The organism is Micromonospora sp. DT227 (assembly GCF_049841835.1).
In the GTDB taxonomy this organism is placed as follows: domain Bacteria; phylum Actinomycetota; class Actinomycetes; order Mycobacteriales; family Micromonosporaceae; genus Micromonospora.
Window position 1 is genome coordinate 317,481 of the sequence record NZ_JBNCLA010000002.1, and the last position, 22,774, is coordinate 340,254.

Consider the following 22,774-nt stretch of genomic DNA (forward strand, 5'->3'; position numbering starts at 1 on the left):
TCAAGCGGATGGGAAGGTGTCGGTCGGGTGAGCGAGAGCACAGGCGGCACGCGGCAACGGATCCAGGCCGTCGCGCTGGAGCTCTTCACCGAGCAGGGTTACGAGAAGACCTCGCTGCGAGAGATCGCCGAGCGGCTCAACGTGACCAAGGCCGCGCTCTACTACCACTTCAAGAGCAAGGACGAGATCGTCACCAGCTTCGTCGACGACCGGCTGCGCCGGATGGACGAGCTGATCGCCTGGGCCGCGGAACAGCCCGCCACGCTGGCGACCCGACGCGCGCTCATCGCCCAGTACGCCGACGCCATGTTCGCCGGCGAACTGCCCAAGGTGATGCGGTTCTTCGAACAGAACCAGACCGTGCTCAAGAGCCTCGCCGCCGGTCAGCAGATGCGGGACCGGATGATGCGGCTGGCCGGCGAGCTGAGCCGCGGCGACGACTCGCCGGCCGCCCAGCTACGCGCCGCGCTCACCCTGTTCGCGGTGCACAGCAGCTGGTTCGCGGTGCGCACACCGGGCGTCACCGACGAAGAACGCAAGAAGATCGCGCTCGAGGTGGCCGAGGAACTGCTCGCGAAGATCGGCGACGAGGGCTGACGCTCCGCCCCGACGGTCAGGGCGCGTCGGTGCGGGCGCGGCGGTCGGCGGAGGCGGTCAGCACTCGGCGCAGGCCGAGCAGCTCGATCCCGGGCTGCGGGGCCCAGTCCTTCTCCGGCGCGCGGACGAACCCGAACCGGTCGTAGAGGCGCCACGCGCTCGCCGCCATGCCGGCGCGTACGCAGATCACCACCGCCGAGCAGCCCAGCTCGGCGGCGCGCGCCACGCACGCCTCGACCAGCGCCACGCCGGCGCCCCGGCCCTGCGCGGCCGGATCCACCGCGAGCATCCGGAACTCCGCCTCACCGGGCCCGGCGAGTTCCGCGTACGGGGTGCCCGGCAGCACGAACGTCACCGCGCCGAGCACCGCGCCGGTGCCCCCGTCCACGGCCACCAGCACCTCACCGGTCGCCGCCCGGCCGGCCACGTCGGCGAGCACCGGCGCGTACCCGGTCTCGCCCTTGAGCTGGCCGTCCGCCTCGTACGCGGCCACCGTCAGGCGGGCCACCGCCGGGAAGTCCGCCGGCTCGGCGCGGCGGACGAACGGGCGGGTCAACCGATCACCGCGATCAGGTCGCCGTCCTGCACCACGTCGCCCTCGTTGACCGCCAACTGCTGCACCACGCCGTCGGACTCGGCCACCACCGGGATCTCCATCTTCATCGACTCCAGGATCACCAGCGTGTCGCCCTCGGACACGGTGTCCCCGGCCGACGCGACGACCTTCCAGACGTTCGCCACCATCTCGGCGCGGATCTCCTCGGCCATCTCCCGGCCCTCCCTCTCCCCGACAGTCCTGCGAACGGTCATCCAATCATGACGCCGGTCACGTCGAATCTCTGACCACCGGCGCTCCGACTCGCCCCACCCCGTCCCGGGCGCGGTCGGCGGCACTAGCATCGTCCGGGTCGGCACCCGGGGTGACCCGGGGACCGTACGCGACCTCCGCCGCGCTCGCCCGCGGCCGGACCGTGACCAGCACTAGGAGGCAGAGCATGGCGAAGAAGGCCCGGAAGAAGAAGGCCCGGAAGAAGAGCAGCGCCAACCACGGCAAGCGTCCCAACTCCTGATCACCCGATCAGCGCGAGGGCCGCATCGGCCCTGAACCGGCCCGTGGGCCGGACACACCGGTGGCCCGGGTCCGTGCGGACCCGGGCCACCGGCGTGTGGTCGGTCGTGCTCGTCAGTCGGCCAGCTCGCGGGACTCGGTGGTCTCGAAGACCACCAACTCGGTCAGCCGCAGCCGCAGCCGCTCGCGCAGCTTCTCCGGCGCGGCCTCGTTGCCGCAGCAGCGGGCGACAAGCGCCTTGACCTCCTGCTCGATGCCGTACTCGCGCAGGCACGGCCCGCACTCCTCGAGGTGGTGCCGGATCAGCGTCCGGCGCTCCTCGGCGCACTCCAGGTCGAGGTAGAGGTAGACCTCGGCGAGCACCTCGTGGCAGTCCGTCTCGTGCGGTTGTCCACAGCTCACGGTCACACCTCCCGGCTGGCGGCAGCGGTCGAACCCTTCGACGGCGACGCACTGAATCCGCGCTCCGCCGCGTATCGCTCGAGCAGCTTCCGCAAATTGCGTCGGCCACGGTGCAGGCGGGACATCACGGTGCCGATCGGCGTGCCCATGATGTCGGCGACCTCCTTGTAGGAGAAGCCCTCGACGTCGGTCAGGTAGACCGCCAGGCGGAACTCCTCCGGCAACTGCTGGAGGGCCTCCTTGACGTCGCTGTCCGGCAGCCGGTCGAGCGCCTCGGTCTCGGCCGAGCGCAGACCGCTGGACGTGTGCGACTCCGCCTCGGCGAGCTGCCAGTCGGTGATCTCGTCGGTCGGCGCCTGCACGGGCTGGCGCTGCCGCTTCCGGTAGGAGTTGATGTAGGTGTTGGTCAGGATCCGGTACAACCAGGCCTTCAGGTTCGTGCCCTGCTCGAACTGGTGGAAGGCGGCGTACGCCTTCAGGTACGTCTCCTGGACCAGGTCCTCGGCATCCGCCGGGTTACGGGTCATCCGCAGCCCGGCAGCGTAGAGCTGGTCGACGAAGGGCATCGCGTCCCGCTCGAAGCGGGCCCTCCGCTCGTCCGTCTTCTCGGTGGTCAACCGCACATCCCCTCGCGTCGGATGCTTTCCCGCCGAGGATACGCGTACCCGCCTGGCGGCAGATTCACTTCCCGAGTGTGTGCCGGTGCTCACGGCCGACACCGACGCGGGCCACTCCGGCGCGTCGAGCAGCCGCCTGAGCTGCCGTTCGTCCCGTTCGTCCCGCTTCCGGCTCCGTGTCTCGATCGGCACCGGTCACCCCCCTCACGCTGGCGATGTCTTCCAAAGGGCTCAACGCGACCCACCGCCCCCGACATTCCGCCACCGTCCCGCCGCCACCCCCACGCTGCGGTGATCATGAAGTTGACCTGGCGATTCGTCCGTTGCGCGCACGCCAACTTCATGATCGACGCGGCGGGACAGGGGGTGGGACAGGGGTGGGGGGTCGCCGTTCCTGGTCCCAGCTTCGGCCGCGACCGGGAGCTGGGACCAGGAAGGGCCTGGGAGGTGGCCCCGGGCCACCCGGATCGGGCGGCCGGCGCCACCCGGTGCAACGATCACCGCCGGGCCGGGTCACGCGCCACGGCCGGCGCTCAGGACAGCCAACCCCGGGCGGTGAGCCAGTCCCGGACCACGGCAGCCGTGCCGGCCGGGTCGATCCGCAGGTCGTGCCGCTCCCCCGGCCGGATCACCACCTCGACCCCGGGCCCGGGACCGGGTACGCCGAACGGATCCCGGTCGCCGTTGACCACAAGCGTCGGCAGGCCGGTGCCCAGCTCGGCAGCCCGCGACCGGTCCGGCCGGCCGGGCGGGTGCAACGGGAACGCCAACGCCACCACGCCCACCGCCCCGACGGCGCGGGCGGTCCGGCAGGCCACCCGGGCGCCGCTGGACCGACCACCGACCGCCCAGCGGCCGGCTTCCGGCAGTCGCCGGCGCAGCTCGGTCAGCACGGCGCTCCACGCCTCGTCGAGGTGCCCGGCCGGCGCCGGCGCGCGCCGGCCGGCGACCCGGTACGGCTGGGTGACCAGGACCACGCCCGCTCCGGCGGCACGGACCGCGTCGCGGACCGCCACCAGATCGGGCGCGTCGACGTCGCCGCCCGCGCCGTGCCCCAGCACCAGCACGGTGCCGCCGGCCGCGACCGGTGGGTCGAGCCGGATCCGGGCCGGCCCTCGGGGCGTGTCGATCTCGTCGTCGTGCGGCACCGGCCCATTCTGCGCACACCGGCCCGCCCGGCGAGAGCCGGACGGGCGAGAGGGGCCGCGCGTGCTCGCCCGCACACCAGCTTCAGGCGCTCGCGCCGGGCGCCGTACACGTGCCGTCGCCCGCGCTCCGGAGGACCGGACCGCGGGCGACGGTCGGCATCAGCTCAACGGCACCAGCGTGAGCAGGCGGTCCCGGACCGGCGGCCCGGGTTCGTCGGCCGCGTCCGGATCCGGCTGCACCTCGCTGCGCCAGGCGACCAGCATGGCTCGTCGCTCACGCGGCGTGGTGCCGCCCCAGACGCCGTGGCAGTCGCCCACCTCCAACGCCCAGGCCAGGCAGGAACCTTGGACGTCGCAGGTGCGGCAGAGCGCGACTGCCGCATCGGCTGGTTCGTTCGGCGCCGGAAAGAACGTCTCCGGATCGACGCTCTGGCAGGTGCCCCTGGTGCGCCACGCCTCGTCCTGTCGTCGCTCGCGCAAGGCCCGCAGCAGTCGCGGATCACGCCGCGCGGCGGCCACCTCGTGCGGGCGGGGCATGCGTGCCCGTGTCAATACACCCACCTCCCCCGTGGGACCGGCGAAGATCTTTCAGAGATCGATGGTTGTCATTCGCCCCGTGCGAACAGACACCCATCACCGGCGCTGTGTTCTATCGCATTCGTACACGCGGGGACAAGGGTCTTCGGTAAACATGACTAAACGGCCGTGCGACGTTTCAGGCGCAACCCCGGCAAATCAGCACTCGACAATGTGCTGGACGCGGTCAGAACAGCGTCGGCTCGGCGCCCGCCTCCGCACCCTCCGGAACGACCCGGGCGATCAGCTCGGGACCGTCGTTGCGGACGTCGCCGACCGCCGGGGAGACCGGACGGATCTCCAACCCGGCGAGTTGCCCGGCGTCGGGCGGGACGAGCAACGCGGCCGGCTCGTCGGTCGGGCCGAGCCAGGCCGCCCAGCGCTCCGGGGGCAGCAGCAGCGGCATCCGGTCGTGCACCTCGGCCAGCTCACCGAGCGCCGCGGTGGTCAGCACGCTGAACGTGAGCCGGGTCGCACCGGCCGACTCCCACACCGACCAGATGCCGGCGAGGGCCAGCACCGAGCCGTCCCGCGGGGTCATGAAGTAGGGCTGCCGGCCGCCGTCGGGACGGCGGACCCACTCGTACCACCCGTCGGCCGGCACCAGGCAGCGGCGGCGGGCGAAGGACGGCGCGTACGCCCGGCTGGTGGCGATCGTCTCGGCCCGCGCGTTGATCATGCGGGCGGCTCCGGACGCGCTGCGGGACCAGGACGGGAGCAGACCCCACCGGCCCAGCGAGAGCAGCCGGTGCCCCTCCGGCGCGAGCCGGACCAGCGGCGCGGAATCGGTCGGGGCGACGTTGTAGTCGGGCCCGACCTCGCCGGTCGAGTCGACGGACTCGAACAGCGCGCTCAGGTCGCCCGCGCTCCGGGTCGTCGCGTACCTCCCGCACATGGCGCCCACGCTAGCCCCACCCGGCCGTTCCGGCTGTCCCGCCCAACGGGAGCAGGCCCGCGGGCCGGTCCCACCGGGCCGCCGGCTTGGCAGAATGTGAGCGTGGGGAATCTGACCGCTACGCGTCCGCCGCAGCCGTGGACCGCGCCGACCGCGAGTGACCCGGTCGCCGCGACGCTGCGCCTGCCCGGCTCCAAGTCGATGACCGCCCGGGCGTTGGTGCTCGCGGCGCTGGCCAGCGGGCCGTCGACGCTCGACCGGCCGCTGCGCGCCCGGGACACCGAACTGATGGCCGGCGGCCTGCGCGCGCTGGGCGCCCACATGTCGGTCTCCGACGACGACCGCTGGCTGGTCCGGCCGCACCAGCCGGTCGGTCCGGCGCACGTCGACGTCGGCCTGGCCGGCACCGTGATGCGCTTCCTGCCCCCGGTGGCCGGGCTGGCCGCCGGGCGGGTCACGTTCGACGGCGACCCGCACGCCCGCACCCGCCCGCTCGGGCCGCTGATCGGCGCGCTGCGCGCGCTCGGCGTCCGCGTCGACACCCCGCCGACCGGCAGCCTGCCGCTCGTCGTCCTGGGCGCCGGCCGGGTGACCGGTGGCGAGGCGGTCATCGACGCCTCCGCGTCCAGCCAGCTGGTCTCCGGGCTGCTGCTGGCCGCGCCCCGCTTCGACCGGGGCGTGGTGGTCCGGCACCAGGGCCCGCCGGTGCCGTCCGCGCCACACGTGCGGATGACCGTGCAGATGCTGCGTGCCGCCGGCGCCGCCGTGGACGACACCACCCCCGACGTCTGGGTGGTCGAGCCGGGCCCGCTCACCGGGCGCGGCTGGGAGATCGAGCCGGACCTCTCCGGCGCCGCGCCGTTCTTCGCCGCCGCGCTGGTCACCGGCGGCGAGGTCACCCTCCAGGGCTGGCCGCGCAGCAGCCTCCAACCGGTCGAGCGGCTGCGCGCGCTGCTGCAGCGGATGGGCGCCGAGGTGACGCTGGGCACCGGCGGGCTGACCGTGCGGGGCACCGGCGAGGTACGCGGGCTGGACGCCGACCTCTCCGACGTCGGCGAGCTGACCCCGGTGCTGACCGCGCTCACCCTGCTGGCCGACGGCCCGTCCCGGCTGACCGGGATCAGCCACATCCGGGGCCACGAGACCGACCGGGTCACCGCCCTGGCGACGGAGTTCACCGCGCTCGGCGCCGACATCACCGAGACCCGCGACGGGCTGGAGATCCGGCCCCGCCCGCTGCGCGGCGGGACCTTCCGGACGTACGCCGACCACCGGATGGCGCACGCCGCGGCGGTGGCCGGGCTGGCCGTCCCCGGCATCGAGGTCGACGACGTGACGTGCACCTCGAAGACCATGCCGGAGTTCCCGGCACTATGGTCAGGAATGGTGACCGGCAAGAACTGACAGTGGGGGGACGCCCTGGCGACCAAGCGGCGGGAGTACGACGAGGACGACGTGCGGGTGCGCCCCGGCCGGTCGTCCCGCCCGCGCACCCGCACCCGGCCCCGGCACGCCGACGCGGTCGACGGGTTCGTGATCGCGGTCGACCGGGGGCGCTACACCTGCGTCCGGCCGGACGCCGGCCCGGACGACCCGGTCGTCACCGCCATGCGCGCCCGCGAGCTGGGCCGCAAGTCGGTGGTGGTGGGCGACCGGGTGTGGCTGGTCGGTGACGTCACCGGCGCGCCCGGTGCGCTGGCCCGCATCGTGCGCATCGCCGAACGCACCTCGGTGCTGCGGCGTACCGCCGACGACGACGAGTCCACCGCCGAGGGGCGGCTGGAGCGGGTGGTGGTGGCGAACGCCGACCAGCTCGTGATCGTCAGCGCGCTGGCCGACCCGCCGCCGCGCACCGGGTTCATCGACCGCTGCCTGGTCGCCGCGTACGACGCCGGCATCGAGCCGTTGCTCTGCCTCACCAAGGCCGACCTGGCCGGCCCGGAGGCGGTGGTCGGCTACTACACCGAGCTGGAGCTGCCGTACGTGCTGATCCGGCCCGGCTCCGACCTGGCCGACCTGCGCGCGCTGCTGGCCGGCCGGGTCTCGGTCCTGGTGGGTCACTCCGGGGTGGGCAAGTCGACGCTCGTCAACCGCCTGGTCCCGGCGGCGGAACGGGCGGTCGGCACGGTCAGCGCGATCGGCCGGGGCCGGCACACCTCGACCAGCGCGGTGGCGCTGCGCCTGCCCCCGGGCCCCGACGCGGGCCCGGGGTGGATCGTCGACACCCCCGGCGTCCGCAGCTTCGGGCTGGCGCACGTGTCCGCGGAGAGCCTGCTGCACGGCTTCCCCGACCTGGTCGAGGCGACCGTGGACTGCCCGGCGAACTGCCCGCACGGCGCCGACGAGGCGGACTGCGCGCTGGACGCCTGGGTGACCGCCGGCAAGGCGGACCCGCGCCGGCTCGCCTCGTACCGGCGGCTGCTGGCCTCGCGGCTCGGCGAGGGCGACGTGCGGGAGCCCGAGCGCAACCCGGGCGATCCGCTCGCCGGGTCCTGACCGGCGGGCCGGCGGCCACCCGCCGGCACCGGCCGCGCGCGCCGCACTACCGTGTCGACCATGACCGGGTACGCCGACGACCTCGCCCTCGCCCACCTGCTCGCGGACGCCGCGGACGCCGTCTCGGCGGCCCGGTTCCGCGCGCTCGACCTGCGGGTGGAGTCGAAGCCGGACCTGACCCCGGTCTCCGACGCGGACACCGCCGTGGAGCGGGAAATCCGGGCCCTGCTGGCCGCCCACCGCCCCGCCGACGGCCTGCTCGGCGAGGAGTACGGCGAGCAGCCCGCCGCCGGCCCGGACGGGCGGCGTTGGGTGGTCGACCCGATCGACGGGACGAAGAACTTCGTCCGGGGGGTGCCGGTCTGGGCCACGCTGATCGCGCTGCTGGAGCACGACCGGCCGGTGCTCGGTCTGGTCTCCGCGCCGGCGCTGGGCCGGCGCTGGTGGGGCGCGCTCGGCGCCGGCGCGTTCGCCGGTACCGGCCCGGCGGAGGCCACCCCGATCCGGGTCTCCGGCGTCACGGCGCTGGCCGACGCGAGCGTCTGCTACTCGTCGCTGACCGGTTGGGAACAGGCCGGGCGGCTGGACGCGATGCTGCAACTCATGCGGGACACCTGGCGTAGCCGGGCGTACGGCGACTTCTACGGCTACATGCTGTTGGCCGAGGGGGCACTGGACGTGATGGTGGAGCCGGAGCTGTCGCTGTGGGACGTCGCCGCGTTGGTGCCGATCGTCACCGAGGCCGGCGGCCGGTTCACCGACCTGGCCGGGCGCCCCGCGCCGGCCGGCGCGGACCCGGCCGACCTCAGCGCCGTGGCCAGCAACGGCCCGCTGCACGACGACATCCTGGACCGGCTCGGCCGGCCAGCCGAGCGCTGACCGGGCCTGAGCCTCTATCCTCGCCAGGTGGTCTCCTCCGGTTGGTGCTTCCTCGCGGCGATGATCGTCGCGTACGGCTTCGCCAACCTGCTCCAGTCGGTGGCCGCCGCGCGGACCACCGTGCACCACACCTTCGACCCGGGGCTGCTGCTGCGGCTGGCCAGCCACCGGACGTACCTGATCGGGTTGACCTGCCAGATCATCGGTTTCGTGCTGGCCTTCCTGGCCCGCCGGGACCTGCCGCTGTTCCTGGTCCAGGCCAGTGTGGCGGCCGGGCTGGGGGTGACCGCGGTGCTCGGCGTGCTGGTGCTCAAGTGGCGGCTGCCGGCCGCCGAGGTCGGGCTGCTGGTGCTGCTGTTCGGCGGGATCACCGCGCTGGTGCTGTCGGCCGAGCCGGCGCCGTCCCGGCAGCTCGGCACCGCCGGGCTGGTCGGCCTGGTGGCGGCGCTCGGCGCGATCGCGGCGTCCGGTTTCTTCGCCGCCCGCCTGCACGGCGCGCCCGGGTCGGTGGTGCTCGGGTCACTGGCCGGGATGGCGTTCTCCGCCGCCGCGGTGGCGGCCCGCCCGCTGGCCTCCGCCGAGTCGACCGAGGCGTTCGTCCGTGATCCGCTGCTCTACCTGCTGATCGCCCACTCGCTGGTCGGGCAGCTCCTGCTCGGTCTGGCCATGCAGCGCGGTTCGACCACCGCGGCGGTGGCCGCGATGGACGCGGCCGGCGCGGTGCCCGCGGCGATCATCGGGGTGCTGCTGCTCGGCGACAAGATCTGGCCCGGCCGGGAGTGGCTGGCCGGGCTCGGCTTCCTGGTCACGTTGGCCGCCGTGGTCGGCCTGACCCGGTACGCCCAGCCGCAGCACCACCACCCGGCCGTCCGGGACCGGGGTCCGGCGATGATAGGTGTCGGGGTGGTGCCGGCTCAGGCCGCCTCGACCGGCCCGCGTTCGGCGACCACCTCGACCGGCGGCGTCGGCTCCACCGGGGTGGCCGGCCGGCGACGCCCGATCACCCGTTCGTAGAGCCGCTCCAGCGCCGCCGCCGTCCGCTCCCAGGTGTAGCTGCACCGCACCCGGTCCACCGCGGCGTGCCCGTACGCGAACCGCCCGGCGTTGTCGGTGAGCACCCGACGCAGGGTGACCCCGAGCGTGCGGATGTCGCCCGGCGGCACCAGCTTGCCGGTCACCTCGTCGACCACCGCGTCGGCGATGCCGCCCATGGCGTAGCCGACCACCGGCACGCCGCAGGCCATCGCCTCCAGCGACACCCGCCCGGCGGACGAGTAGTGCGGCGTGCAGGCCACCACGTCCGCGGAGCGGTACCAGGTGGCCATCTGGTCGTGCGGGACGGCGCCGACCAGGTGGATCCGCTCCGCCACGCCGGCCCGCTCGGCCAGTTGGCGCAGCCGGCGCGCCTCCGCGTGCCCGGCCAGCCGCTCGGCCGGCGGCCCACCGGCGATCACCAGCTCCGCGTCGCCGACCAGCCGCATCGCCCGGATCAGGTCGTCCTGGCCGTGGCCGGGGGTGAGCCCGCCGACGGAGAGGATCCTCGGCCGCTGGTCCCGGGGCGCGGCCTCACCGTCCGGGTGGAAGTACCCGGTGTCCACGCCGGTCGGCACCATCGCCACCGAGGTGCGTTGCAGGCCCATCCGGGTCAGCTCGTCGACCTCGTCGTTGCACTGGGCGACCGCCACGTCCACGGCCCGGGTCAGGGCCCGTTCCAGCGGGATCCGCTGGCCCGGCCCGGCGTAGCCCCGGCCGAGGTGGCGGAGCTGCTCGACGCCGAGCGAGTGGAAGGTCTGCACGACCGGGATGTCGGTCGCGCGGACCGCGTGGGCGGCGGCCAGGCCACCCACCCAGTAGTGCCCGTGCACCACCTCGGGCGTCCAGTCGCCGGACCACTCGCCGGCCAGCCAGCGGCCGAACTCGGTTACGTACGGCACCAGCTCGACGGTGGGCAGCGGATCGGGCGGGCCGACCGGGACGCGTTCCAGGCGGTAGCCGTCCAGCTCGGCCAGGGCCGGTTGGGCGGCGGCGTCGCGGCGTTCGTACACGCGGACCTCGTGGCCTCGGGCGGCGAGTTCCGCCGCCACGCGCGCAATGTGCTCCTGAGTCCCGACGGTGGGACCGTCGGTGGACGAGCCGGCGTGCGCACAGACAAGGCCGACGCGCATGGTGCACCTCCATGCGTTCTAGCTGGCGGGGTCTCCCGTTCAGAGCGTCCCATTAACCCGGGCCCGGTGCCGGCAAACCTGGCAGATCGGCACCGCGAGCCGGCGTCGCGTGGACGGGACACCGGTTCCGACCGAACCTGATCAGCGCGTTCCGATCGGCATGACCGGCCGGCTGCGGGGTACCGCTCGGGAATGCCGCTGACCCGCAGTCTCGCCGAAGCCACCGTCGTGCTCACCGGTGCCTCCAGCGGGATCGGCGCGGCCACCGCCTACGCGCTCGCCGGGCGGGGCGCCGCCGTGGTGCTGGCGGCCCGCTCCGAGGACGCGTTGCGGCGCGTCGCCGCGCACTGCCGGGAGCTGGGCGGGCGGGCGCTCGTGGTGCCCACCGACGTGACGGACGCGGAGGCGGTGGACCGGCTGGCCGCCCGCGCGGTGGCCGAGTTCGGCCGGATCGACGCCTGGATCAACAACGCGGCCGTCGGCACGGTGGGGCTGTTCGACGAGATCCCGGTGGCCGAGTTCCGCCGGGTGGTCGACGTGAACCTGCTCGGCACCGTGCACGGCACACGCGCCGCGCTGCCCCACCTCGCCGCGGCCGGCGGCGGGGTGCTGGTGAACAACGCGTCGGTGCTGGCCGAGGTGGCCATGCCGTACCAGTCCGCGTACAACGCCACCAAGCACGCGATCCGGGGGCTGACCGACACGGTGCGGCAGGAGCTACGGGTGACCGGACGCGGGCACATCTCGCTCTGCACGGTGCTGCCGGCCACCATCGACACGCCGTTCTTCCGGCACGCGGCCAACCACACCGGGCGGGAGCTGACGCCGCCGCCGCCGGTCTACCCGCCGGAGCTGGTGGCCGAGACCGTGGTCCGGTTGCTGCGGCGGCCACGACGCGAGGCGTACGCGGGCGGCGCGGCGCGGTTGATGGGCCTCCAGTGGCGGCTCGCCCCGGCGTTGGCCGAGCGCGCGCTCGGCTGGTACACCGCGCGCACCCAGTTCGGCCCCGGCGTACACCGGGACGCCGACGGCAACGTCTTCACGCCCGACGCGACGGGGGCCCGGACCGACGGCTGGTCCGGCCAGCGCGGCCAACTGCTGCGGCTGACGGCAGCCTTCGGGCTGGCCGCCGCCGGCACCGCGGTCGGCACCGTCGCGGCGATCAGTCGCCGGTCCCGGACGGAACGATCATGAGTCCCGTCGACCGGACCGATGCGCGTACGGCGACCGGCGTGCACAATGGGACGATCATGCCGACGGACGCGCGTTGCCTGGTGGAGCCCGACGAGTCCTCCGCGACGGTCAGGCTGACCGGCGTGCTCGACCGGGCCGGCGTGGAGGCCGTGCGCGGCGCGCTGCTCGCCCGGTGCTGGCAGCGACCGGGCCCGGTGCGCGTCGACCTGTCCGGGGTCCGCATGCCCGACCCGGGGGTCCGCGACGTGCTCGACGGGGTCCGCGCCGAGGTCGCCGACTGGCCGGCCGCCGAGCTGCTGCTCGATCCGGCCGGGCCGCCGAGCCCCGAGCCCTCCGAGCTGCTCGACGCCGATCTGCCGCCGGTGGCGGAGTCCGCCCGCCAGGCCCGGGCGCTGGTCACCGACGGGTGTGGCCGGTGGGGCCTGCCGGAGCTGGCGGAGCCCGCCTGCATCGCGGTCACCGAGATGGTCAACAACGTGGTCGCGCACGCCGCGACGCCGATGACGCTCCGGCTGGCCCCGCGCGGCGGCGCGCTGCACGTGGCCGTCCGCGACCACTCCGCCGGCCGTCCCGCGTTCGCCGGGTCGGCCCCGGTCGACTCCGTCGGCGGCCGGGGGCTGCTGCTCATCGACACGGTGGCCCGCCGTTGGGGCAGCACCGCGCTGCCCGACGGCAAGGTGGTGTGGTGCGTGCTGTACGCCGAGGACGAGGCCGCCTTCCGCAACTGAGGTGCGGTTTCGACCTGTTCCTCCCGATCCACCCTGCCGCTCGCGGTTAATGCGGCAAGGGCAGTGGGTAGTTCACCCGCATGCGCGACGACGAGTACCCCACCCCCGTTTCCGATCCCGAGGCGGAGGGCCTGCCCGACACCGCCGACGACGACTCGACCGCCAACGACGACGTGCTGACCGGGCGCGAGGCGGACGGCCCGGAGCCGGCCCAGATCCCCGGCGACCGCACGCCGGTCGCCGTGGACCGGTTCGGCACCACGGCCGAGGAGCAGCTCGACGGCGAGTCGCTGGACTACAAGCTCGACCGCGAGCGGTACGAGCGTCCCGCCGACGACCCGCTCGCCGGCCCGGTCGACCCGGCCATCGCGGCCGAGGCGGACAGCGAGGAGGCCGCCGCGCAGGCCCAGCTCGACGCGGACGTGATCGACCCGGGCCCGGTCTCCGACCCGCACTCCCCGGTCTCGGTCTACGACCACGGCCAGCTCGGCACCGTGGCCGACCACGAGGTGGGCCGGCTGGTCGAACCGGACGAGGGCGCGCACACCGACCAGGAGACCGACAACGTCGCCTACGACGCCGGCGCGGCCGGCGGCGGGGCGAGCGCGGAGGAGCTGGCGGTGCACGAGACGCAGCCGCCGCCCGCGCACTGAATCACTCGTCCAGGCCCCGCTCGATGGCGTACCGGGTCAGCTCGACCCGGTTGTGCAGTTGGAGCTTGCCGAGGGTGTTCTGCACGTGGTTCTGCACGGTCCGGTGGGACAGCCGGAGCCGCTCGGCGATCTGCTTGTAGGACAACCCCTTGGCGACCAGCCGCAGCACCTCGGTCTCCCGATCGGTGAGCCGGGGTGCGTCGTCGTGCGGGGCCGGCGGCGCGGCGGCCAGCCGGCGGTACTCGCCCAGCACCAGCCCGGCCAGACCCGGCGTGAACACCGGCTCGCCGGCCGCGGTGCGGCGCACCGCGTCGAGGAACTCGGCCGGGGCGGCGGACTTGACCAGGTAGCCGGTCGCGCCGGCCTTGACCGCGTCCAGCACGCTCTGCGGCTCGCCGCTTGCCGACAGCATGAGCACCCGCACCTCGGGCAGCGCGGCGCGCAGCCCCCGGACCACCTCCACCCCGGAGACGTCCGGCAGTTGCAGGTCGAGCACGACCAGGTCGGGACGGGCCGCCGCGGCCACCCGGACCGCCTGCCGCCCCTCGCCGCTGGTCGCCACCACGTCCAGGCCGGCCTCGGTGAGATCGCGGGCCACCCCTTCGCGCCACATCGGATGGTCGTCCACCACCATCACCCGGATGCTCATCGGCGACGGCTCCGCGGCACGGTCAGCTCGATCTCGGTCCCGGCGCCCGGGGCGGAGACGATCCGCACCTCGCCGCCCAGGTCCGCCACCCGGCCCCGGATGGACTGGGCCACCCCGAGCCGGCCCTGCGCGGCGGCCTCCGCCAGCCGCCCCTCCGGGATCCCCGGCCCCTCGTCGCGTACCGAGACGGTCACCGTCTCCTCCTCGTCCTCGATCAGCACCCAGGCCCGCCCGCCGGCGTGCCGCGTCACGTTGTCCAACGCCGCCCCGACGGCCGCGGCCAGTTCCCCGGCCGCCTGGGCCGGCAGCGGCACCGGAGTCGCCGGCGCGGCCACCTGGACCTCGGTCGAGGCGTACCGGTCGAGCAGGTCACGCAGGTCACGGTCGGCGCCGGCCTGCTCCGGCACCGCGTCCACCCGGCCGATCAGCGCCCGCAGCGCGGCCTCCTGCTCGCCGGCCAGCCGGGCCAGCTCGGCCGCCTCACCGTCCAGGTCCGCGCCGCGTCGCCGCACCAGCGCCAGCACCTGGAGCACCGAGTCGTGGATGTCGCGGGCCAGCCGTTCCCGCTCGCGGGTGGCCGCCTCCAGCTCCACCGCCCGCTGCAACCGGGCCTCCGCCTGGACCGCCAGCCGGGCCACGTGCCCGACCACCACGCCGGCCAGCAGCAGCAGGATCGCCCCGGTGAACGCGGACGGGTTGATCGGGTCCCGGGTGGCCAGGTCCGCGCCGCCGAGCACCAGCGCGGCCACCGTGCCCCGCCGCCGCCCGCCGGCGACCGCCCAGGCCAGCACCGGCCCGGCCAGCCAGGCGGAGGTCAGGACCGGCACGCCGGCGGCGAGCGCCGGCCGGCCGACCACCCACGGCGTGGCCAGGATGATCCCCAGCACCACGCCGAGGTCGGCCAGGAGCAGCGGCCAGCGCCGCCCGGCCGGACGCCGGTAGCCGGCCGTGGTCACGCCGCTCCAGGCCAGCATGCCCAGCAGGACACCGCCGGCGGCCACCGGGTGCGCGTACTGGCTGCCGTCGCGCAGCACCAGCACGCCGACGTACGCCAGCGAGGCGAAGCGGAACACCGCGATGGACCGCCAGAGCGGGCCGACCAGGCCGGGGGACGACGGCATGGCCGTCACCCTGCCACAGCCGGTCACGCGCGGACCGGTGGGTGCGGGCCGAGAAACCCTGACGTACGGTGGAAAAGCCGCGAAAGTTGTCGAGGAGCACTGCCGGGACGGGGTCATGACAAACGCAGAACTCCCCGCACCGCGTACGGTTGTGCCCATCGAACCTTCCCTTCTGATCGCCGAAGCCTTCGACCAGGCTCAGGTGACCGAGCTGCGGCACTCGGTCACCTCCTGCGCGCACGCCGCCGGGCTCGCCGGCCAGCGGCTGGACGACTTCGTGCTGGCGGTCAACGAGCTGATCACCAACGCGGTCCGGCACGGCGGCGGGCGGGGCCGGCTACGGCTGTGGCGGCGCGGCGGCGAACTGGTCTGCGAGGTCGCCGACCACGGGCACGGGATCAGCGAACGGCGGCTGCACGACCGCGACCGGCCGGCCCCGGAGACCGCCGGCGGCTGGGGCCTCTGGCTGGCCCGGGAGCTGAGCGACACCATGGAGGTCGAGACCGGCGACGCCGGCACGGTCGTCCGGATCACCGCCGCGTTGACCACCCGGCAGCCCGTCACCCGCCCGCTGGACGGCTGACCGTCCGGCTGTCTTCCCGGCCCGCCGCGGCGGCGGTGGACGACCGTCCGGCCGTCGCGCGGTCAGCCGAAGAGCGCGCTCACCGACTCGCCGTTGTGGATCCGCCGCATCGCCTCGGCCAGCGCCGGCGCCACCGAGAGCACCTCCAGCTTCGGCACCCGCTTCTCGGCCGGGATCGGCACCGTGTTGGTGCAGACGATCTCCAGCACGCCGTCCTGCGCGCTCAGCCGCTCCAACGCGCCACTGGAGAAGAGCCCGTGCGTGCAGGCCAGGCGGATCGAGCGGACCTGCCGCTCGCGCAGGTGCGAGATCAGCTCGATCACGGTGCTGCCCTTGGCGATCTCGTCGTCCAGCACGATCACGTCCCGGTCCGCCACGTCCCCGATGATGGTGCTGATCTGCACCCGGTCGTCGCTGAACCGCTGCTTCGCGCCGGCCGCCACCGGGGTGCCGAGCATCCGGGCGAACGCCGCCGCCTCCTTGGCGTTGCCCAGGTCCGGCGAGACCACCACCGCGTCGCTCAGGTCGTACCCCTTGAAGTGGGCGGCCAGCTCGCGCAGCGCGTGCAGGTGGTCCACCGGGACGCTGAAGAAGCCGTGCACCTGCGGCGAGTGCAGCGTCATGGCCAGCACCCGGTGCGCGCCGGCCGAGGTGAGCAGGTCGGCGACGAGCCGCCCGCCGATGGAGATGCGCGGCGCGTCCTTCTTGTCCGACCGGGCGTACGCGTAGTGCGGCAGCACCACGGTGATCCGGCCGGCCGACGCGCCCCGCGCCGCGTCGATCATGAGCAGCAGCTCGACCAGGTGCTCCTGCACCGGCGGCACCAGCGGCTGGATGAGGAAGACGTCCCGCTCCCGGCAGTTCGCCTGCAACTGCACCTCAAGGCAGTCATTGGCGAACCGGGACACCCGCACCGGGTACAGCGGAACGGCGAGGTGGGCGCAGATCTCGGCGGCGAGGTCCGGGTGGGCGGTCCCGCTGAACACGGCAATGTCACGCACGTCTGGTGATCGTACGGGCCGCCCGGTGGGAGACGGGGGACGCGCCCGGCGGGTACGGTGCCTGCGTGACCGGAGAGTTCGTCGCCGCCATCGACCAGGGCACCACCTCCTCGCGGTGCATCGTCTTCGACGCCGACGGCGAGATCGTCGCCGTGGCCCAGCGCGAACACCGGCAGATCTTCCCGCGACCGGGCTGGGTCGAGCACGACGCGGAGGAGATCTGGACGAACGTGGAACACGTGGTCCGGGAGGCGCTGGCGGGCGCCGACCTCGGTCCCGAGCACCTGGCCGCGGTGGGCATCACCAACCAGCGGGAGACCACGGTGGTCTGGGACCGGGCCACCGGCCGGCCGGTGGCCAACGCCATCGTCTGGCAGGACACCCGCACCGGCCCGCTGCTGCGCGAGCTGGCCGAGGCGTACGACGAGGAGCGACTGCGCGCCCGCACCGGCCTGACGCTGGCCACGTACTTCGCCGGCCCGAAGCTGCGGTGGCTGCTCGACCACGTCGACGGGCTGCGCGAGCGCGCCGAACGCGGCGAGGTGCTGTTCGGCACCATGGACAGTTGGCTCATCTGGAAGCTGACCGGGCGGCACGTCACCGACGTGACGAACGCCAGCCGCACCCTGCTGATGGACCTGGAAACGCTCGACTGGGCCCCGGAGCTGCTCGACGCGCTCCGCGTCCCGGCCGCGATGCTGCCCGAGATCCGCTGCTCGGCCGAGGTCTACGGCACCGCCGAGGGGGTGCTCGCCGGGGTGCCGGTGGCCAGTGCGCTCGGCGACCAGCAGGCCGCGTTGTTCGGGCAGACCTGCTTCCGCCCCGGCGAGGCCAAGTGCACCTACGGCACCGGCAGTTTCCTGCTGCTCAACACCGGCGCCAGCCCGGTGCCGTCGCGGCACGGCCTGCTCACCACGGTGGCCTACCGGATCGAGGGCCAGCCGGCCGCGTACGCGTTGGAGGGCGCCATCGCGGTCACCGGCTCGCTGGTGCAGTGGCTGCGCGACAACCTCGGCCTGATCTCCACCGCGCCCGAGGTCGAGGAGCTGGCCCGCACCGTCGACGACAACGGCGGCTGTTACGTGGTGCCGGCCTTCTCCGGCCTGTTCGCGCCGCACTGGCGCAGTGACGCGCGGGGCGTGATCGCGGGCCTGACCGGCTACATCACCAAGGGACACCTGGCCCGGGCGGTGCTGGAGGCGTCCGCCTTCCAGACCCGCGAGGTGGTGGACGCCATGAACGCCGACTCCGACGTGGCGCTGCGCCGGCTGCGGGTGGACGGCGGGATGACCGGCAACGAGCTGCTGATGCAGTTCCTCGCCGACGTGCTCGACGTGCCGGTGGTCCGCTCCCGGATCACGGAGACCACCTGCCTCGGTGCCGCGTACGCGGCCGGTCTGGCGGTCGGCTTCTGGCCGGACCTGGACACGCTGCGGGACAAGTGGCGCTCCGACGCCCAGTGGGAGCCCGCCATGGACCCGGCCCACCGCCGCCACGAGCTGCGCCAGTGGCACAAGGCCGTCCAACGCACCCTGGACTGGGAGGACTAGGTGTCCGACCCGGAGCGGTCGGGGAGCCGGCCGACGGTTCGGCCGGCGAGCGTGGCGGATGTCGCGTCCCTGGTGGAGCTGCGCCTGGCCAACGCTCGGGCGCATCGTGCTCTCGACGCCGGTGCCTACCGCGTTCCACCGCGGGACGCCGTGGTGCGCCACTTCGCGGCCGTGCTGGCCGACGCGGCCGGACGGGACGCCGTCCTCGTCGCCGAGACCCGCGACCACCGGGTGGTCGGAATGGTCGAGGTGCTGCGGTGCGCCGATCCGCCGGACCACCAGATCCTGCGTCCGGAACCTTCGGCGCAGATCCACACCGTCGTGCTGCCCGACGCCAGAGGGCTCGGGGTGGGAACGGCGTTGGTGGCGGCGGCCGAACGGTGGGCGCGCAGCCGGGGGATCACCCACCTGTCGGCCGGCATCCATCACCGCAACGCCGACGCGGTGCGCTTCTACCGCCAACACGGCTACACCGACGCCGGCCTCTCCCTCAGCAGGACCGTGCCCTAGCCCCCCTCTCCCCCGCGATCTTGCACTTGCTGCCCCGACTTTCCGGCCATTCCGGACAGGTCACGGGCCGAAAGTGCAAGATCGCGGGGGTGGCGGGGGCGGGCGGGGGCGGGCTGGGTCAGGCCGGGGTGAGGAGGCAGAACTCGTTGCCCTCGGGGTCGGTCAGGACCGTCCACGGGATGTCGGCGGGGCCGAGGTCGACGCGGGTCGCGCCGAGCGTCTCCAGGCGGGCCGCCTCGGCCGCCAGGTCAGCGCCCGGGTAGGGGCGGACGTCGAGGTGCACCCGGTTCCATCCGGTCTTCGGGTCGGGGTTGCGGACGAACTCCAGGTAGGGGCCGACGCCTGCGGCCGACCGCAGTGACGCGTGCCGGTCGGTCACCTCGTGCACGGTCCAGTCCGTCGCCCCGCCCCAGAAGCGGGCCATCGCGCGCGGATCCGCGCAGTCGACCACCACCGCCGCGATCGGGCCGGTGTCCCGGTAGATCGGGCGCGGCTCCAGCACGCAGAACTCGTTGCCCTCCGGGTCGGCCAGGACCGTGAACGGGACGTCACCCTGGCCGATGTCGACAGGCGTCGCGCCCAGCTCCGTCAGGCGCGCGACCAGCTCCGCCTGATGCTCCGGCGACGTGGTGGCCAGGTCGACGTGCACCCGGTTCTTCACGGTCTTGGGCTCGGACGAGACGACGAGGTCGACGCAGACGGCGGACGGGTCGGGATAGCCGAAGCCCTCGGGTTCGAGGTTGGTCACGCCCGGCCCTTCGCTGGCGAGCCCCCAGCCGAGCGCCTTCGCCCAGAACGCGCCCAGCGCGGCGTCGTCCCGGGCCTTCATGGTGATCTGCACGAGCCTCGTCGACATGCCGACGAGACTAGACCGCCTTCACCTGGGCGACGAAGGCTCGCCAGGCGGCCGAAGGCGGTGTCGCGGTCAGTCCCAGCGGTTGCCGGTCAGCTTCTCGTACGCCTCGACGTAACGGGCGCGGGTCGCCTCCACCACATCCGCCGGCACCTCCGGCGCCGGCGGGCGCTTGTCCCAGCCGCTCTCGACGGCCCAGTCCCGCACGTACTGCTTGTCGAAGGAGAACTGGACCCGACCCGGCTGGTAGGACTCGGCCGGCCAGAACCGGGACGAGTCGGAGGTCAGCAGCTCGTCGCCGAGCATCAGCGTGCCGTCCGGCGTCCAGCCCAGCTCCAGCTTGGTGTCGGCGATCAGGATGCCCCGGTCGGCGGCGATCTCCGCACCACGTCGGTAGACGTCGATGGTGATCTCCCGCAGCCGTTCCGCGGTCTCCGGTCCCACCTTGTCGACCACCTGGTCGTAGGTGATCGGCTCGTCGTGCTCGCCCTTGGGCGCCTTGGTCGACGGGGTGAAGATCGGCTCGGGCAGGATCGACGCCTCCACCAGCCCCCGGGGCAGCGGCACGCCGGAGACCGCGCCGGTGCGCTCGTACTCGGTGCGGCCGCCGCCGGTCAGGTAACCCCGGGCCACGCACTCGACCGGCACCATCTCCAGCCGCCGGCACCGGATCGCCCGGCCGGCGAACTCCGCCGGCACCTCGGTGGCGGAGACGACATGGTTCGGCACCAGGTCCGACAACTGCTCGAACCACCACAGCGAGAGCGCGGTGAGCAGGCGGCCCTTGTCCGGGATCGGGGTCGGCAGCACCACGTCGTAGATGGAGACGCGGTCGGAGGCGACCAGGATCAGGTCCGCGCCGTCGGCGTAGACGTCCCGGACCTTGCCCGAGTGCAGAAGTTCCACGGCGCTAAGTACACCACGGCGCAGTGCGTCGACAGGCGCGCCCACCGGCCGTCCCGCCCCACGTTGACACCCCCGGCCGGGGCCGGTGGAATGATCCGTCCACCCACCTTCGGAGAGACCGTGCGCGCTCAGTGGTCCGTACCCCGTCCCGGCCTCGACCGGCGGCGGTTCCTCGGCGCGCTCGCCGGGCTGCCGCTGCTCGCCGGCGGGCTGAGCGGCGGGCTGGCCGGTTGCAGCCCGGCGGAGGACGAGGCGGCGGCCGACGACGGCCCGATCGAGCTGTCGGTGTTCTGGTGGGGCGGCAACCGCCGGGCCCAGGTCACCGAGCAGGCGTTACGCCTCTACACGCAGCAGAATCCCCGGGTCAGCTTCCGGATCACCTGGCAGGGACTGAACGGCTACTACGACCGGCTCGCCACCCAGGCCACCGGCGGCAACGTGCCGGACCTGTTCCAGATCGACGACACGCTGCTCACCGAGTACGACCGCCGCGACATCCTGCTCGACCTCACCCGCCACACCACCGACGACCGACTCGACCTGCGCGGCCTGCCGGAGCAGTTGGCCCGGTACGGCCAGGTGGACGAGCGCACCGTGGCGGTGCCCGCCGCGCAGACCAACGCGGCGCTGGTGTTCAACCGGGACCTGCTGCGCCGGCTGGACGAGCCCGAGCCGCGCACCGGCATGTCCTGGAAGGAGTACGCCCGCTGGGCCGCCCGCGTCACCCGGGCCTCCGGCAACCGGGTCGCCGGCACCATGGATCCCTCCGGCGACTACCGGGCGCTCTGGCTCTGGCTGCGCGGGCAGGGCAGCGAGCTGTACCAGGGCCGGCAGCTCGGCTTCAGCTCGGCCGAACTGCTCGACTGGTTCGAGTTCTGGGAGGTCGCCCGCTTCGACCGGGCCACCCCGAGCGCCGCCCTGGTCGAGCAGGCGGACAGCGGCGAGCTGGCCCGGCAGCTCGTGGTCACCGGCCACGCCGCGGCGTCCTTCGCCTGGTCGCACCAGTTTCCGGAGCTGCAACGGCTGACCGACGACGAGTTGGGCGCGGTCGCCTTTCCCGGCACGCCGGCCGCGCAGTGGCCCCGCGCGTCGATGTACTGGGCCGGCTTCCGCGGGACCCGCCACCCGGGCGTGGTGGTGGACGTGCTCAACTTCCTGACCACGAACGTGGCGGCCGGCCGGGTCCTCGGCTTCGAACGCGGCCTCAGCCCCGGCACGCAGGTCCGCGCGTACGTCGCCGCCGACCTGACCGACCGGGCCGAGAAGCGGGTGGCCGCCCTGGGCGTGGAGCTGGCCGGGCTGGCCGGCCCGGCGCCCGCGCCGCCGCCGAAGGGGCACGCCACGGTGCGGACCCTGCTGATCGACGCGGCGGAGAGCATCCGGGGCAAGCGGGCCGGGGCCCGCACCGCGACCTCACGCTTCATGGCCCGGGCGAACGCCGCCCTCGCCGGAGGGTAAGGCGGGGCCCCCGCTTAACGCATTCGGTAGAGGAGGGGCCCCCGCCTAACACCGAGCGGCGTCAGCGCGGCGGACGGTTCCGCCGGTTCCGCATCAACATCAGCACCAGCAGCACGATCCCGCCGACCACCACCAGGCAGCAGAGCAGGCCGAGGATGCCGAAGCCACCGCCCCGGGAACGCCGTCGTGCGGCCTCCACCACGACCTCACCGGTCCCGGTCGACGCCCAGGCCGCAACCGGTACGAAGACCGAGAGCACGACCGTACCGATGACCGCGCTCAGGCGGCCCCACCATCTGTTCCATCCAGCCATGCCCCCCATCCTCGCCGAGGCGCGCAACCGGGGCACGCCGGACGGGACGGAAAGATCCGGACACGGCGAAGGCCCCGGAGCGAACTCCGGGGCCTTCACGATCTCGTAGCGGGGACAGGATTTGAACCTGCGACCTCTGGGTTATGAGCCCAGCGAGCTACCGAGCTGCTCCACCCCGCGTCGGTATGTGTACAGCCTATCGCATCCGGATCGCGGAGATCAGCCGGGTCCCCGATCCCGCCGGAGCCCGCGCCGGACCACCGAGCCCGGGCGCCAGCACCGGCACCGGCACCGGCACCGGCACCGGCACCGGCACCGGGGAAACGACGAAGGGCCCCGGAGCGAACTCCGGGGCCTTCACGATCTCGTAGCGGGGACAGGATTTGAACCTGCGACCTCTGGGTTATGAGC

27 protein-coding genes and 1 tRNA gene are annotated in these 22,774 nt (G+C 74.1%); 13 read left to right on the plus strand and 15 right to left on the minus strand.

Going from position 1 to position 22,774, the window contains the following annotated elements:
• Nucleotides 1-27 precede the first annotated feature (27 nt).
• Nucleotides 28-597 carry a TetR/AcrR family transcriptional regulator gene (locus ACLQ2W_RS10405; protein WP_425786227.1) on the plus strand — a complete coding sequence of 190 codons (570 nt, stop codon included), beginning with the start codon at nucleotides 28-30 and terminating at the stop codon, nucleotides 595-597.
• Nucleotides 598-613: 16 nt separating this feature from the next.
• On the opposite strand, the gene ACLQ2W_RS10410 is transcribed toward ACLQ2W_RS10405, so the two are convergent.
• Both ACLQ2W_RS10410 and ACLQ2W_RS10415 read right to left on the minus strand, forming a co-directional pair.
• Nucleotides 614-1,153 carry a GNAT family N-acetyltransferase gene (locus ACLQ2W_RS10410; RefSeq protein WP_425786228.1) on the minus strand — a complete coding sequence of 180 codons (540 nt, stop codon included), beginning with the start codon at nucleotides 1,151-1,153 and terminating at the stop codon, nucleotides 614-616.
• A complete protein-coding gene (locus tag ACLQ2W_RS10415) occupies nucleotides 1,150-1,365 on the minus strand; it encodes a biotin/lipoyl-binding carrier protein (RefSeq protein WP_091068708.1) in 216 nt (71 codons plus the stop codon). The genes ACLQ2W_RS10410 and ACLQ2W_RS10415 overlap by 4 nt, the downstream gene beginning before the upstream one ends.
• A gap of 227 nt (nucleotides 1,366-1,592) precedes the next feature.
• Between ACLQ2W_RS10415 and ACLQ2W_RS10420 the strand changes: the two genes are divergently transcribed.
• A complete protein-coding gene (locus tag ACLQ2W_RS10420) occupies nucleotides 1,593-1,667 on the plus strand; it encodes a 50S ribosomal protein bL37 (RefSeq protein ID WP_369752275.1) in 75 nt (24 codons plus the stop codon).
• Nucleotides 1,668-1,780: 113 nt separating this feature from the next.
• On the opposite strand, the gene rsrA is transcribed toward ACLQ2W_RS10420, so the two are convergent.
• The 5 genes from rsrA to ACLQ2W_RS10445 form a co-directional block, all read right to left on the minus strand.
• The gene (rsrA, locus tag ACLQ2W_RS10425) at nucleotides 1,781-2,068 is read right to left on the minus strand and encodes a mycothiol system anti-sigma-R factor (RefSeq protein WP_107161067.1); all 288 of its coding nucleotides are present in this window, start codon (nucleotides 2,066-2,068) and stop codon (nucleotides 1,781-1,783) included.
• A gap of 2 nt (nucleotides 2,069-2,070) precedes the next feature.
• Nucleotides 2,071-2,877 carry a sigma-70 family RNA polymerase sigma factor gene (locus tag ACLQ2W_RS10430; protein WP_425786229.1) on the minus strand — a complete coding sequence of 269 codons (807 nt, stop codon included), beginning with the start codon at nucleotides 2,875-2,877 and terminating at the stop codon, nucleotides 2,071-2,073.
• Between the two features lie 341 nt (nucleotides 2,878-3,218).
• Nucleotides 3,219-3,833, minus strand: coding sequence for an alpha/beta family hydrolase (locus tag ACLQ2W_RS10435; RefSeq protein WP_425786230.1), 615 nt, complete (start codon nucleotides 3,831-3,833; stop codon nucleotides 3,219-3,221).
• Between the two features lie 159 nt (nucleotides 3,834-3,992).
• The gene (locus ACLQ2W_RS10440; RefSeq protein WP_107161005.1) at nucleotides 3,993-4,385 is read right to left on the minus strand and encodes a WhiB family transcriptional regulator; all 393 of its coding nucleotides are present in this window, start codon (nucleotides 4,383-4,385) and stop codon (nucleotides 3,993-3,995) included.
• A gap of 211 nt (nucleotides 4,386-4,596) precedes the next feature.
• Nucleotides 4,597-5,304: an SOS response-associated peptidase gene (locus ACLQ2W_RS10445; RefSeq protein WP_425786231.1), complete on the minus strand. Its 708-nt coding sequence runs from the start codon at nucleotides 5,302-5,304 to the stop codon at nucleotides 4,597-4,599.
• 102 nt (nucleotides 5,305-5,406) lie between these two features.
• On the opposite strand from ACLQ2W_RS10445, the gene aroA reads away from it, so the two are divergent.
• From aroA to ACLQ2W_RS10465, 4 genes are all read left to right on the plus strand, one after another.
• Nucleotides 5,407-6,708, plus strand: a complete 1,302-nt coding sequence (gene aroA / locus ACLQ2W_RS10450; protein WP_425786232.1) for a 3-phosphoshikimate 1-carboxyvinyltransferase — start codon at nucleotides 5,407-5,409, stop codon at nucleotides 6,706-6,708.
• 204 nt (nucleotides 6,709-6,912) lie between these two features.
• Nucleotides 6,913-7,800: a ribosome small subunit-dependent GTPase A gene (gene rsgA, locus ACLQ2W_RS10455; protein ID WP_425786482.1), complete on the plus strand. Its 888-nt coding sequence runs from the start codon at nucleotides 6,913-6,915 to the stop codon at nucleotides 7,798-7,800.
• A 60-nt stretch (nucleotides 7,801-7,860) separates the two neighbouring features.
• Complete coding sequence (gene hisN / locus ACLQ2W_RS10460; RefSeq protein WP_425786233.1) at nucleotides 7,861-8,679, plus strand: histidinol-phosphatase; 819 nt, start codon at nucleotides 7,861-7,863, stop codon at nucleotides 8,677-8,679.
• A gap of 60 nt (nucleotides 8,680-8,739) precedes the next feature.
• On the plus strand, nucleotides 8,740-9,693 hold the full coding sequence (locus ACLQ2W_RS10465) for a hypothetical protein (protein ID WP_425786483.1): 954 nt from the start codon (nucleotides 8,740-8,742) through the stop codon (nucleotides 9,691-9,693).
• On the opposite strand, the gene ACLQ2W_RS10470 is transcribed toward ACLQ2W_RS10465, so the two are convergent.
• The gene (locus ACLQ2W_RS10470; RefSeq protein ID WP_425786234.1) at nucleotides 9,594-10,844 is read right to left on the minus strand and encodes a glycosyltransferase; all 1,251 of its coding nucleotides are present in this window, start codon (nucleotides 10,842-10,844) and stop codon (nucleotides 9,594-9,596) included. The genes ACLQ2W_RS10465 and ACLQ2W_RS10470 overlap by 100 nt on opposite strands.
• A 192-nt stretch (nucleotides 10,845-11,036) precedes the next feature.
• Here ACLQ2W_RS10470 and ACLQ2W_RS10475 point away from each other — a divergent pair, with 192 nt between their 5' ends.
• The 3 genes from ACLQ2W_RS10475 (at nucleotide 11,037) to ACLQ2W_RS10485 (ending at nucleotide 13,419) form a co-directional block, all read left to right on the plus strand.
• Entirely contained in the window at nucleotides 11,037-12,038 is a 1,002-nt protein-coding gene (locus ACLQ2W_RS10475; RefSeq protein ID WP_425786235.1) for an SDR family oxidoreductase, read from the plus strand.
• Nucleotides 12,035-12,766: an ATP-binding protein gene (locus tag ACLQ2W_RS10480; protein ID WP_425786236.1), complete on the plus strand. Its 732-nt coding sequence runs from the start codon at nucleotides 12,035-12,037 to the stop codon at nucleotides 12,764-12,766. Before ACLQ2W_RS10475 ends, ACLQ2W_RS10480 begins: the two co-directional genes overlap by 4 nt.
• 80 nt (nucleotides 12,767-12,846) lie before the next feature.
• Nucleotides 12,847-13,419, plus strand: a complete 573-nt coding sequence (locus ACLQ2W_RS10485) for a DUF5709 domain-containing protein (RefSeq protein WP_107161023.1) — start codon at nucleotides 12,847-12,849, stop codon at nucleotides 13,417-13,419.
• Between the two features lies 1 nt (nucleotide 13,420).
• Here the strand turns inward: ACLQ2W_RS10485 and ACLQ2W_RS10490 are convergent, their stop codons facing one another.
• Together ACLQ2W_RS10490 and macS are read right to left on the minus strand one after the other, a co-directional pair.
• The gene (locus tag ACLQ2W_RS10490; protein ID WP_107161025.1) at nucleotides 13,421-14,068 is read right to left on the minus strand and encodes a response regulator; all 648 of its coding nucleotides are present in this window, start codon (nucleotides 14,066-14,068) and stop codon (nucleotides 13,421-13,423) included.
• Nucleotides 14,065-15,189 (minus strand): MacS family sensor histidine kinase, encoded by a 1,125-nt coding sequence (gene macS, locus ACLQ2W_RS10495; protein ID WP_281937790.1) that lies wholly within the window; start codon nucleotides 15,187-15,189, stop codon nucleotides 14,065-14,067. The genes ACLQ2W_RS10490 and macS overlap by 4 nt, the downstream gene beginning before the upstream one ends.
• A gap of 115 nt (nucleotides 15,190-15,304) precedes the next feature.
• Between macS and ACLQ2W_RS10500 the strand changes: the two genes are divergently transcribed.
• Nucleotides 15,305-15,772, plus strand: a complete 468-nt coding sequence (locus ACLQ2W_RS10500) for an ATP-binding protein (protein ID WP_425786237.1) — start codon at nucleotides 15,305-15,307, stop codon at nucleotides 15,770-15,772.
• Between the two features lie 62 nt (nucleotides 15,773-15,834).
• On the opposite strand, the gene ACLQ2W_RS10505 is transcribed toward ACLQ2W_RS10500, so the two are convergent.
• Nucleotides 15,835-16,773, minus strand: coding sequence for a ribose-phosphate diphosphokinase (locus ACLQ2W_RS10505; protein ID WP_425786238.1), 939 nt, complete (start codon nucleotides 16,771-16,773; stop codon nucleotides 15,835-15,837).
• A gap of 65 nt (nucleotides 16,774-16,838) precedes the next feature.
• On the opposite strand from ACLQ2W_RS10505, the gene glpK reads away from it, so the two are divergent.
• Both glpK and ACLQ2W_RS10515 read left to right on the plus strand, forming a co-directional pair.
• Nucleotides 16,839-18,323, plus strand: a complete 1,485-nt coding sequence (gene glpK / locus ACLQ2W_RS10510) for a glycerol kinase GlpK (protein WP_425786239.1) — start codon at nucleotides 16,839-16,841, stop codon at nucleotides 18,321-18,323.
• Nucleotides 18,324-18,833: a GNAT family N-acetyltransferase gene (locus ACLQ2W_RS10515; protein ID WP_425786240.1), complete on the plus strand. Its 510-nt coding sequence runs from the start codon at nucleotides 18,324-18,326 to the stop codon at nucleotides 18,831-18,833. It abuts the gene before it with no gap.
• Nucleotides 18,834-18,951: 118 nt separating this feature from the next.
• Here the strand turns inward: ACLQ2W_RS10515 and ACLQ2W_RS10520 are convergent, their stop codons facing one another.
• Nucleotides 18,952-19,689 (minus strand): VOC family protein, encoded by a 738-nt coding sequence (locus tag ACLQ2W_RS10520; protein WP_425786241.1) that lies wholly within the window; start codon nucleotides 19,687-19,689, stop codon nucleotides 18,952-18,954.
• Between the two features lie 69 nt (nucleotides 19,690-19,758).
• The gene (locus tag ACLQ2W_RS10525) at nucleotides 19,759-20,592 is read right to left on the minus strand and encodes a phosphoribosylaminoimidazolesuccinocarboxamide synthase (RefSeq protein WP_425786242.1); all 834 of its coding nucleotides are present in this window, start codon (nucleotides 20,590-20,592) and stop codon (nucleotides 19,759-19,761) included.
• 120 nt (nucleotides 20,593-20,712) lie between these two features.
• On the opposite strand from ACLQ2W_RS10525, the gene ACLQ2W_RS10530 reads away from it, so the two are divergent.
• The gene (locus ACLQ2W_RS10530; RefSeq protein ID WP_425786243.1) at nucleotides 20,713-22,050 is read left to right on the plus strand and encodes an ABC transporter substrate-binding protein; all 1,338 of its coding nucleotides are present in this window, start codon (nucleotides 20,713-20,715) and stop codon (nucleotides 22,048-22,050) included.
• Nucleotides 22,051-22,111: 61 nt separating this feature from the next.
• Here the strand turns inward: ACLQ2W_RS10530 and ACLQ2W_RS10535 are convergent, their stop codons facing one another.
• Nucleotides 22,112-22,363 (minus strand): hypothetical protein, encoded by a 252-nt coding sequence (locus ACLQ2W_RS10535; protein ID WP_107161041.1) that lies wholly within the window; start codon nucleotides 22,361-22,363, stop codon nucleotides 22,112-22,114.
• A gap of 106 nt (nucleotides 22,364-22,469) precedes the next feature.
• Nucleotides 22,470-22,543: transfer RNA gene (locus tag ACLQ2W_RS10540), tRNA-Met, on the minus strand.
• Between the last annotated feature and the right edge of the window lie 231 nt (nucleotides 22,544-22,774).

Coding starts and splice junctions, on each gene's coding strand:
- ACLQ2W_RS10480 (WP_425786236.1), top strand. CDS start 12,035: ATGAGTCCCGTCGACCGGACCGATGCGCGTACGGCGACCGGCGTGCAC.
- hisN (WP_425786233.1), top strand. CDS start 7,861: ATGACCGGGTACGCCGACGACCTCGCCCTCGCCCACCTGCTCGCGGAC.
- ACLQ2W_RS10470 (WP_425786234.1), bottom strand. CDS start 10,844: ATGCGCGTCGGCCTTGTCTGTGCGCACGCCGGCTCGTCCACCGACGGT.
- ACLQ2W_RS10535 (WP_107161041.1), bottom strand. CDS start 22,363: ATGGCTGGATGGAACAGATGGTGGGGCCGCCTGAGCGCGGTCATCGGT.
- ACLQ2W_RS10520 (WP_425786241.1), bottom strand. CDS start 19,689: ATGTCGACGAGGCTCGTGCAGATCACCATGAAGGCCCGGGACGACGCC.
- ACLQ2W_RS10465 (WP_425786483.1), top strand. CDS start 8,740: ATGATCGTCGCGTACGGCTTCGCCAACCTGCTCCAGTCGGTGGCCGCC.
- macS (WP_281937790.1), bottom strand. CDS start 15,189: ATGCCGTCGTCCCCCGGCCTGGTCGGCCCGCTCTGGCGGTCCATCGCG.
- rsgA (WP_425786482.1), top strand. CDS start 6,913: ATGCGCGCCCGCGAGCTGGGCCGCAAGTCGGTGGTGGTGGGCGACCGG.
- ACLQ2W_RS10485 (WP_107161023.1), top strand. CDS start 12,847: ATGCGCGACGACGAGTACCCCACCCCCGTTTCCGATCCCGAGGCGGAG.
- ACLQ2W_RS10445 (WP_425786231.1), bottom strand. CDS start 5,304: ATGTGCGGGAGGTACGCGACGACCCGGAGCGCGGGCGACCTGAGCGCG.
- ACLQ2W_RS10500 (WP_425786237.1), top strand. CDS start 15,305: ATGACAAACGCAGAACTCCCCGCACCGCGTACGGTTGTGCCCATCGAA.
- ACLQ2W_RS10415 (WP_091068708.1), bottom strand. CDS start 1,365: ATGGCCGAGGAGATCCGCGCCGAGATGGTGGCGAACGTCTGGAAGGTC.
- ACLQ2W_RS10490 (WP_107161025.1), bottom strand. CDS start 14,068: ATGAGCATCCGGGTGATGGTGGTGGACGACCATCCGATGTGGCGCGAA.
- ACLQ2W_RS10475 (WP_425786235.1), top strand. CDS start 11,037: ATGCCGCTGACCCGCAGTCTCGCCGAAGCCACCGTCGTGCTCACCGGT.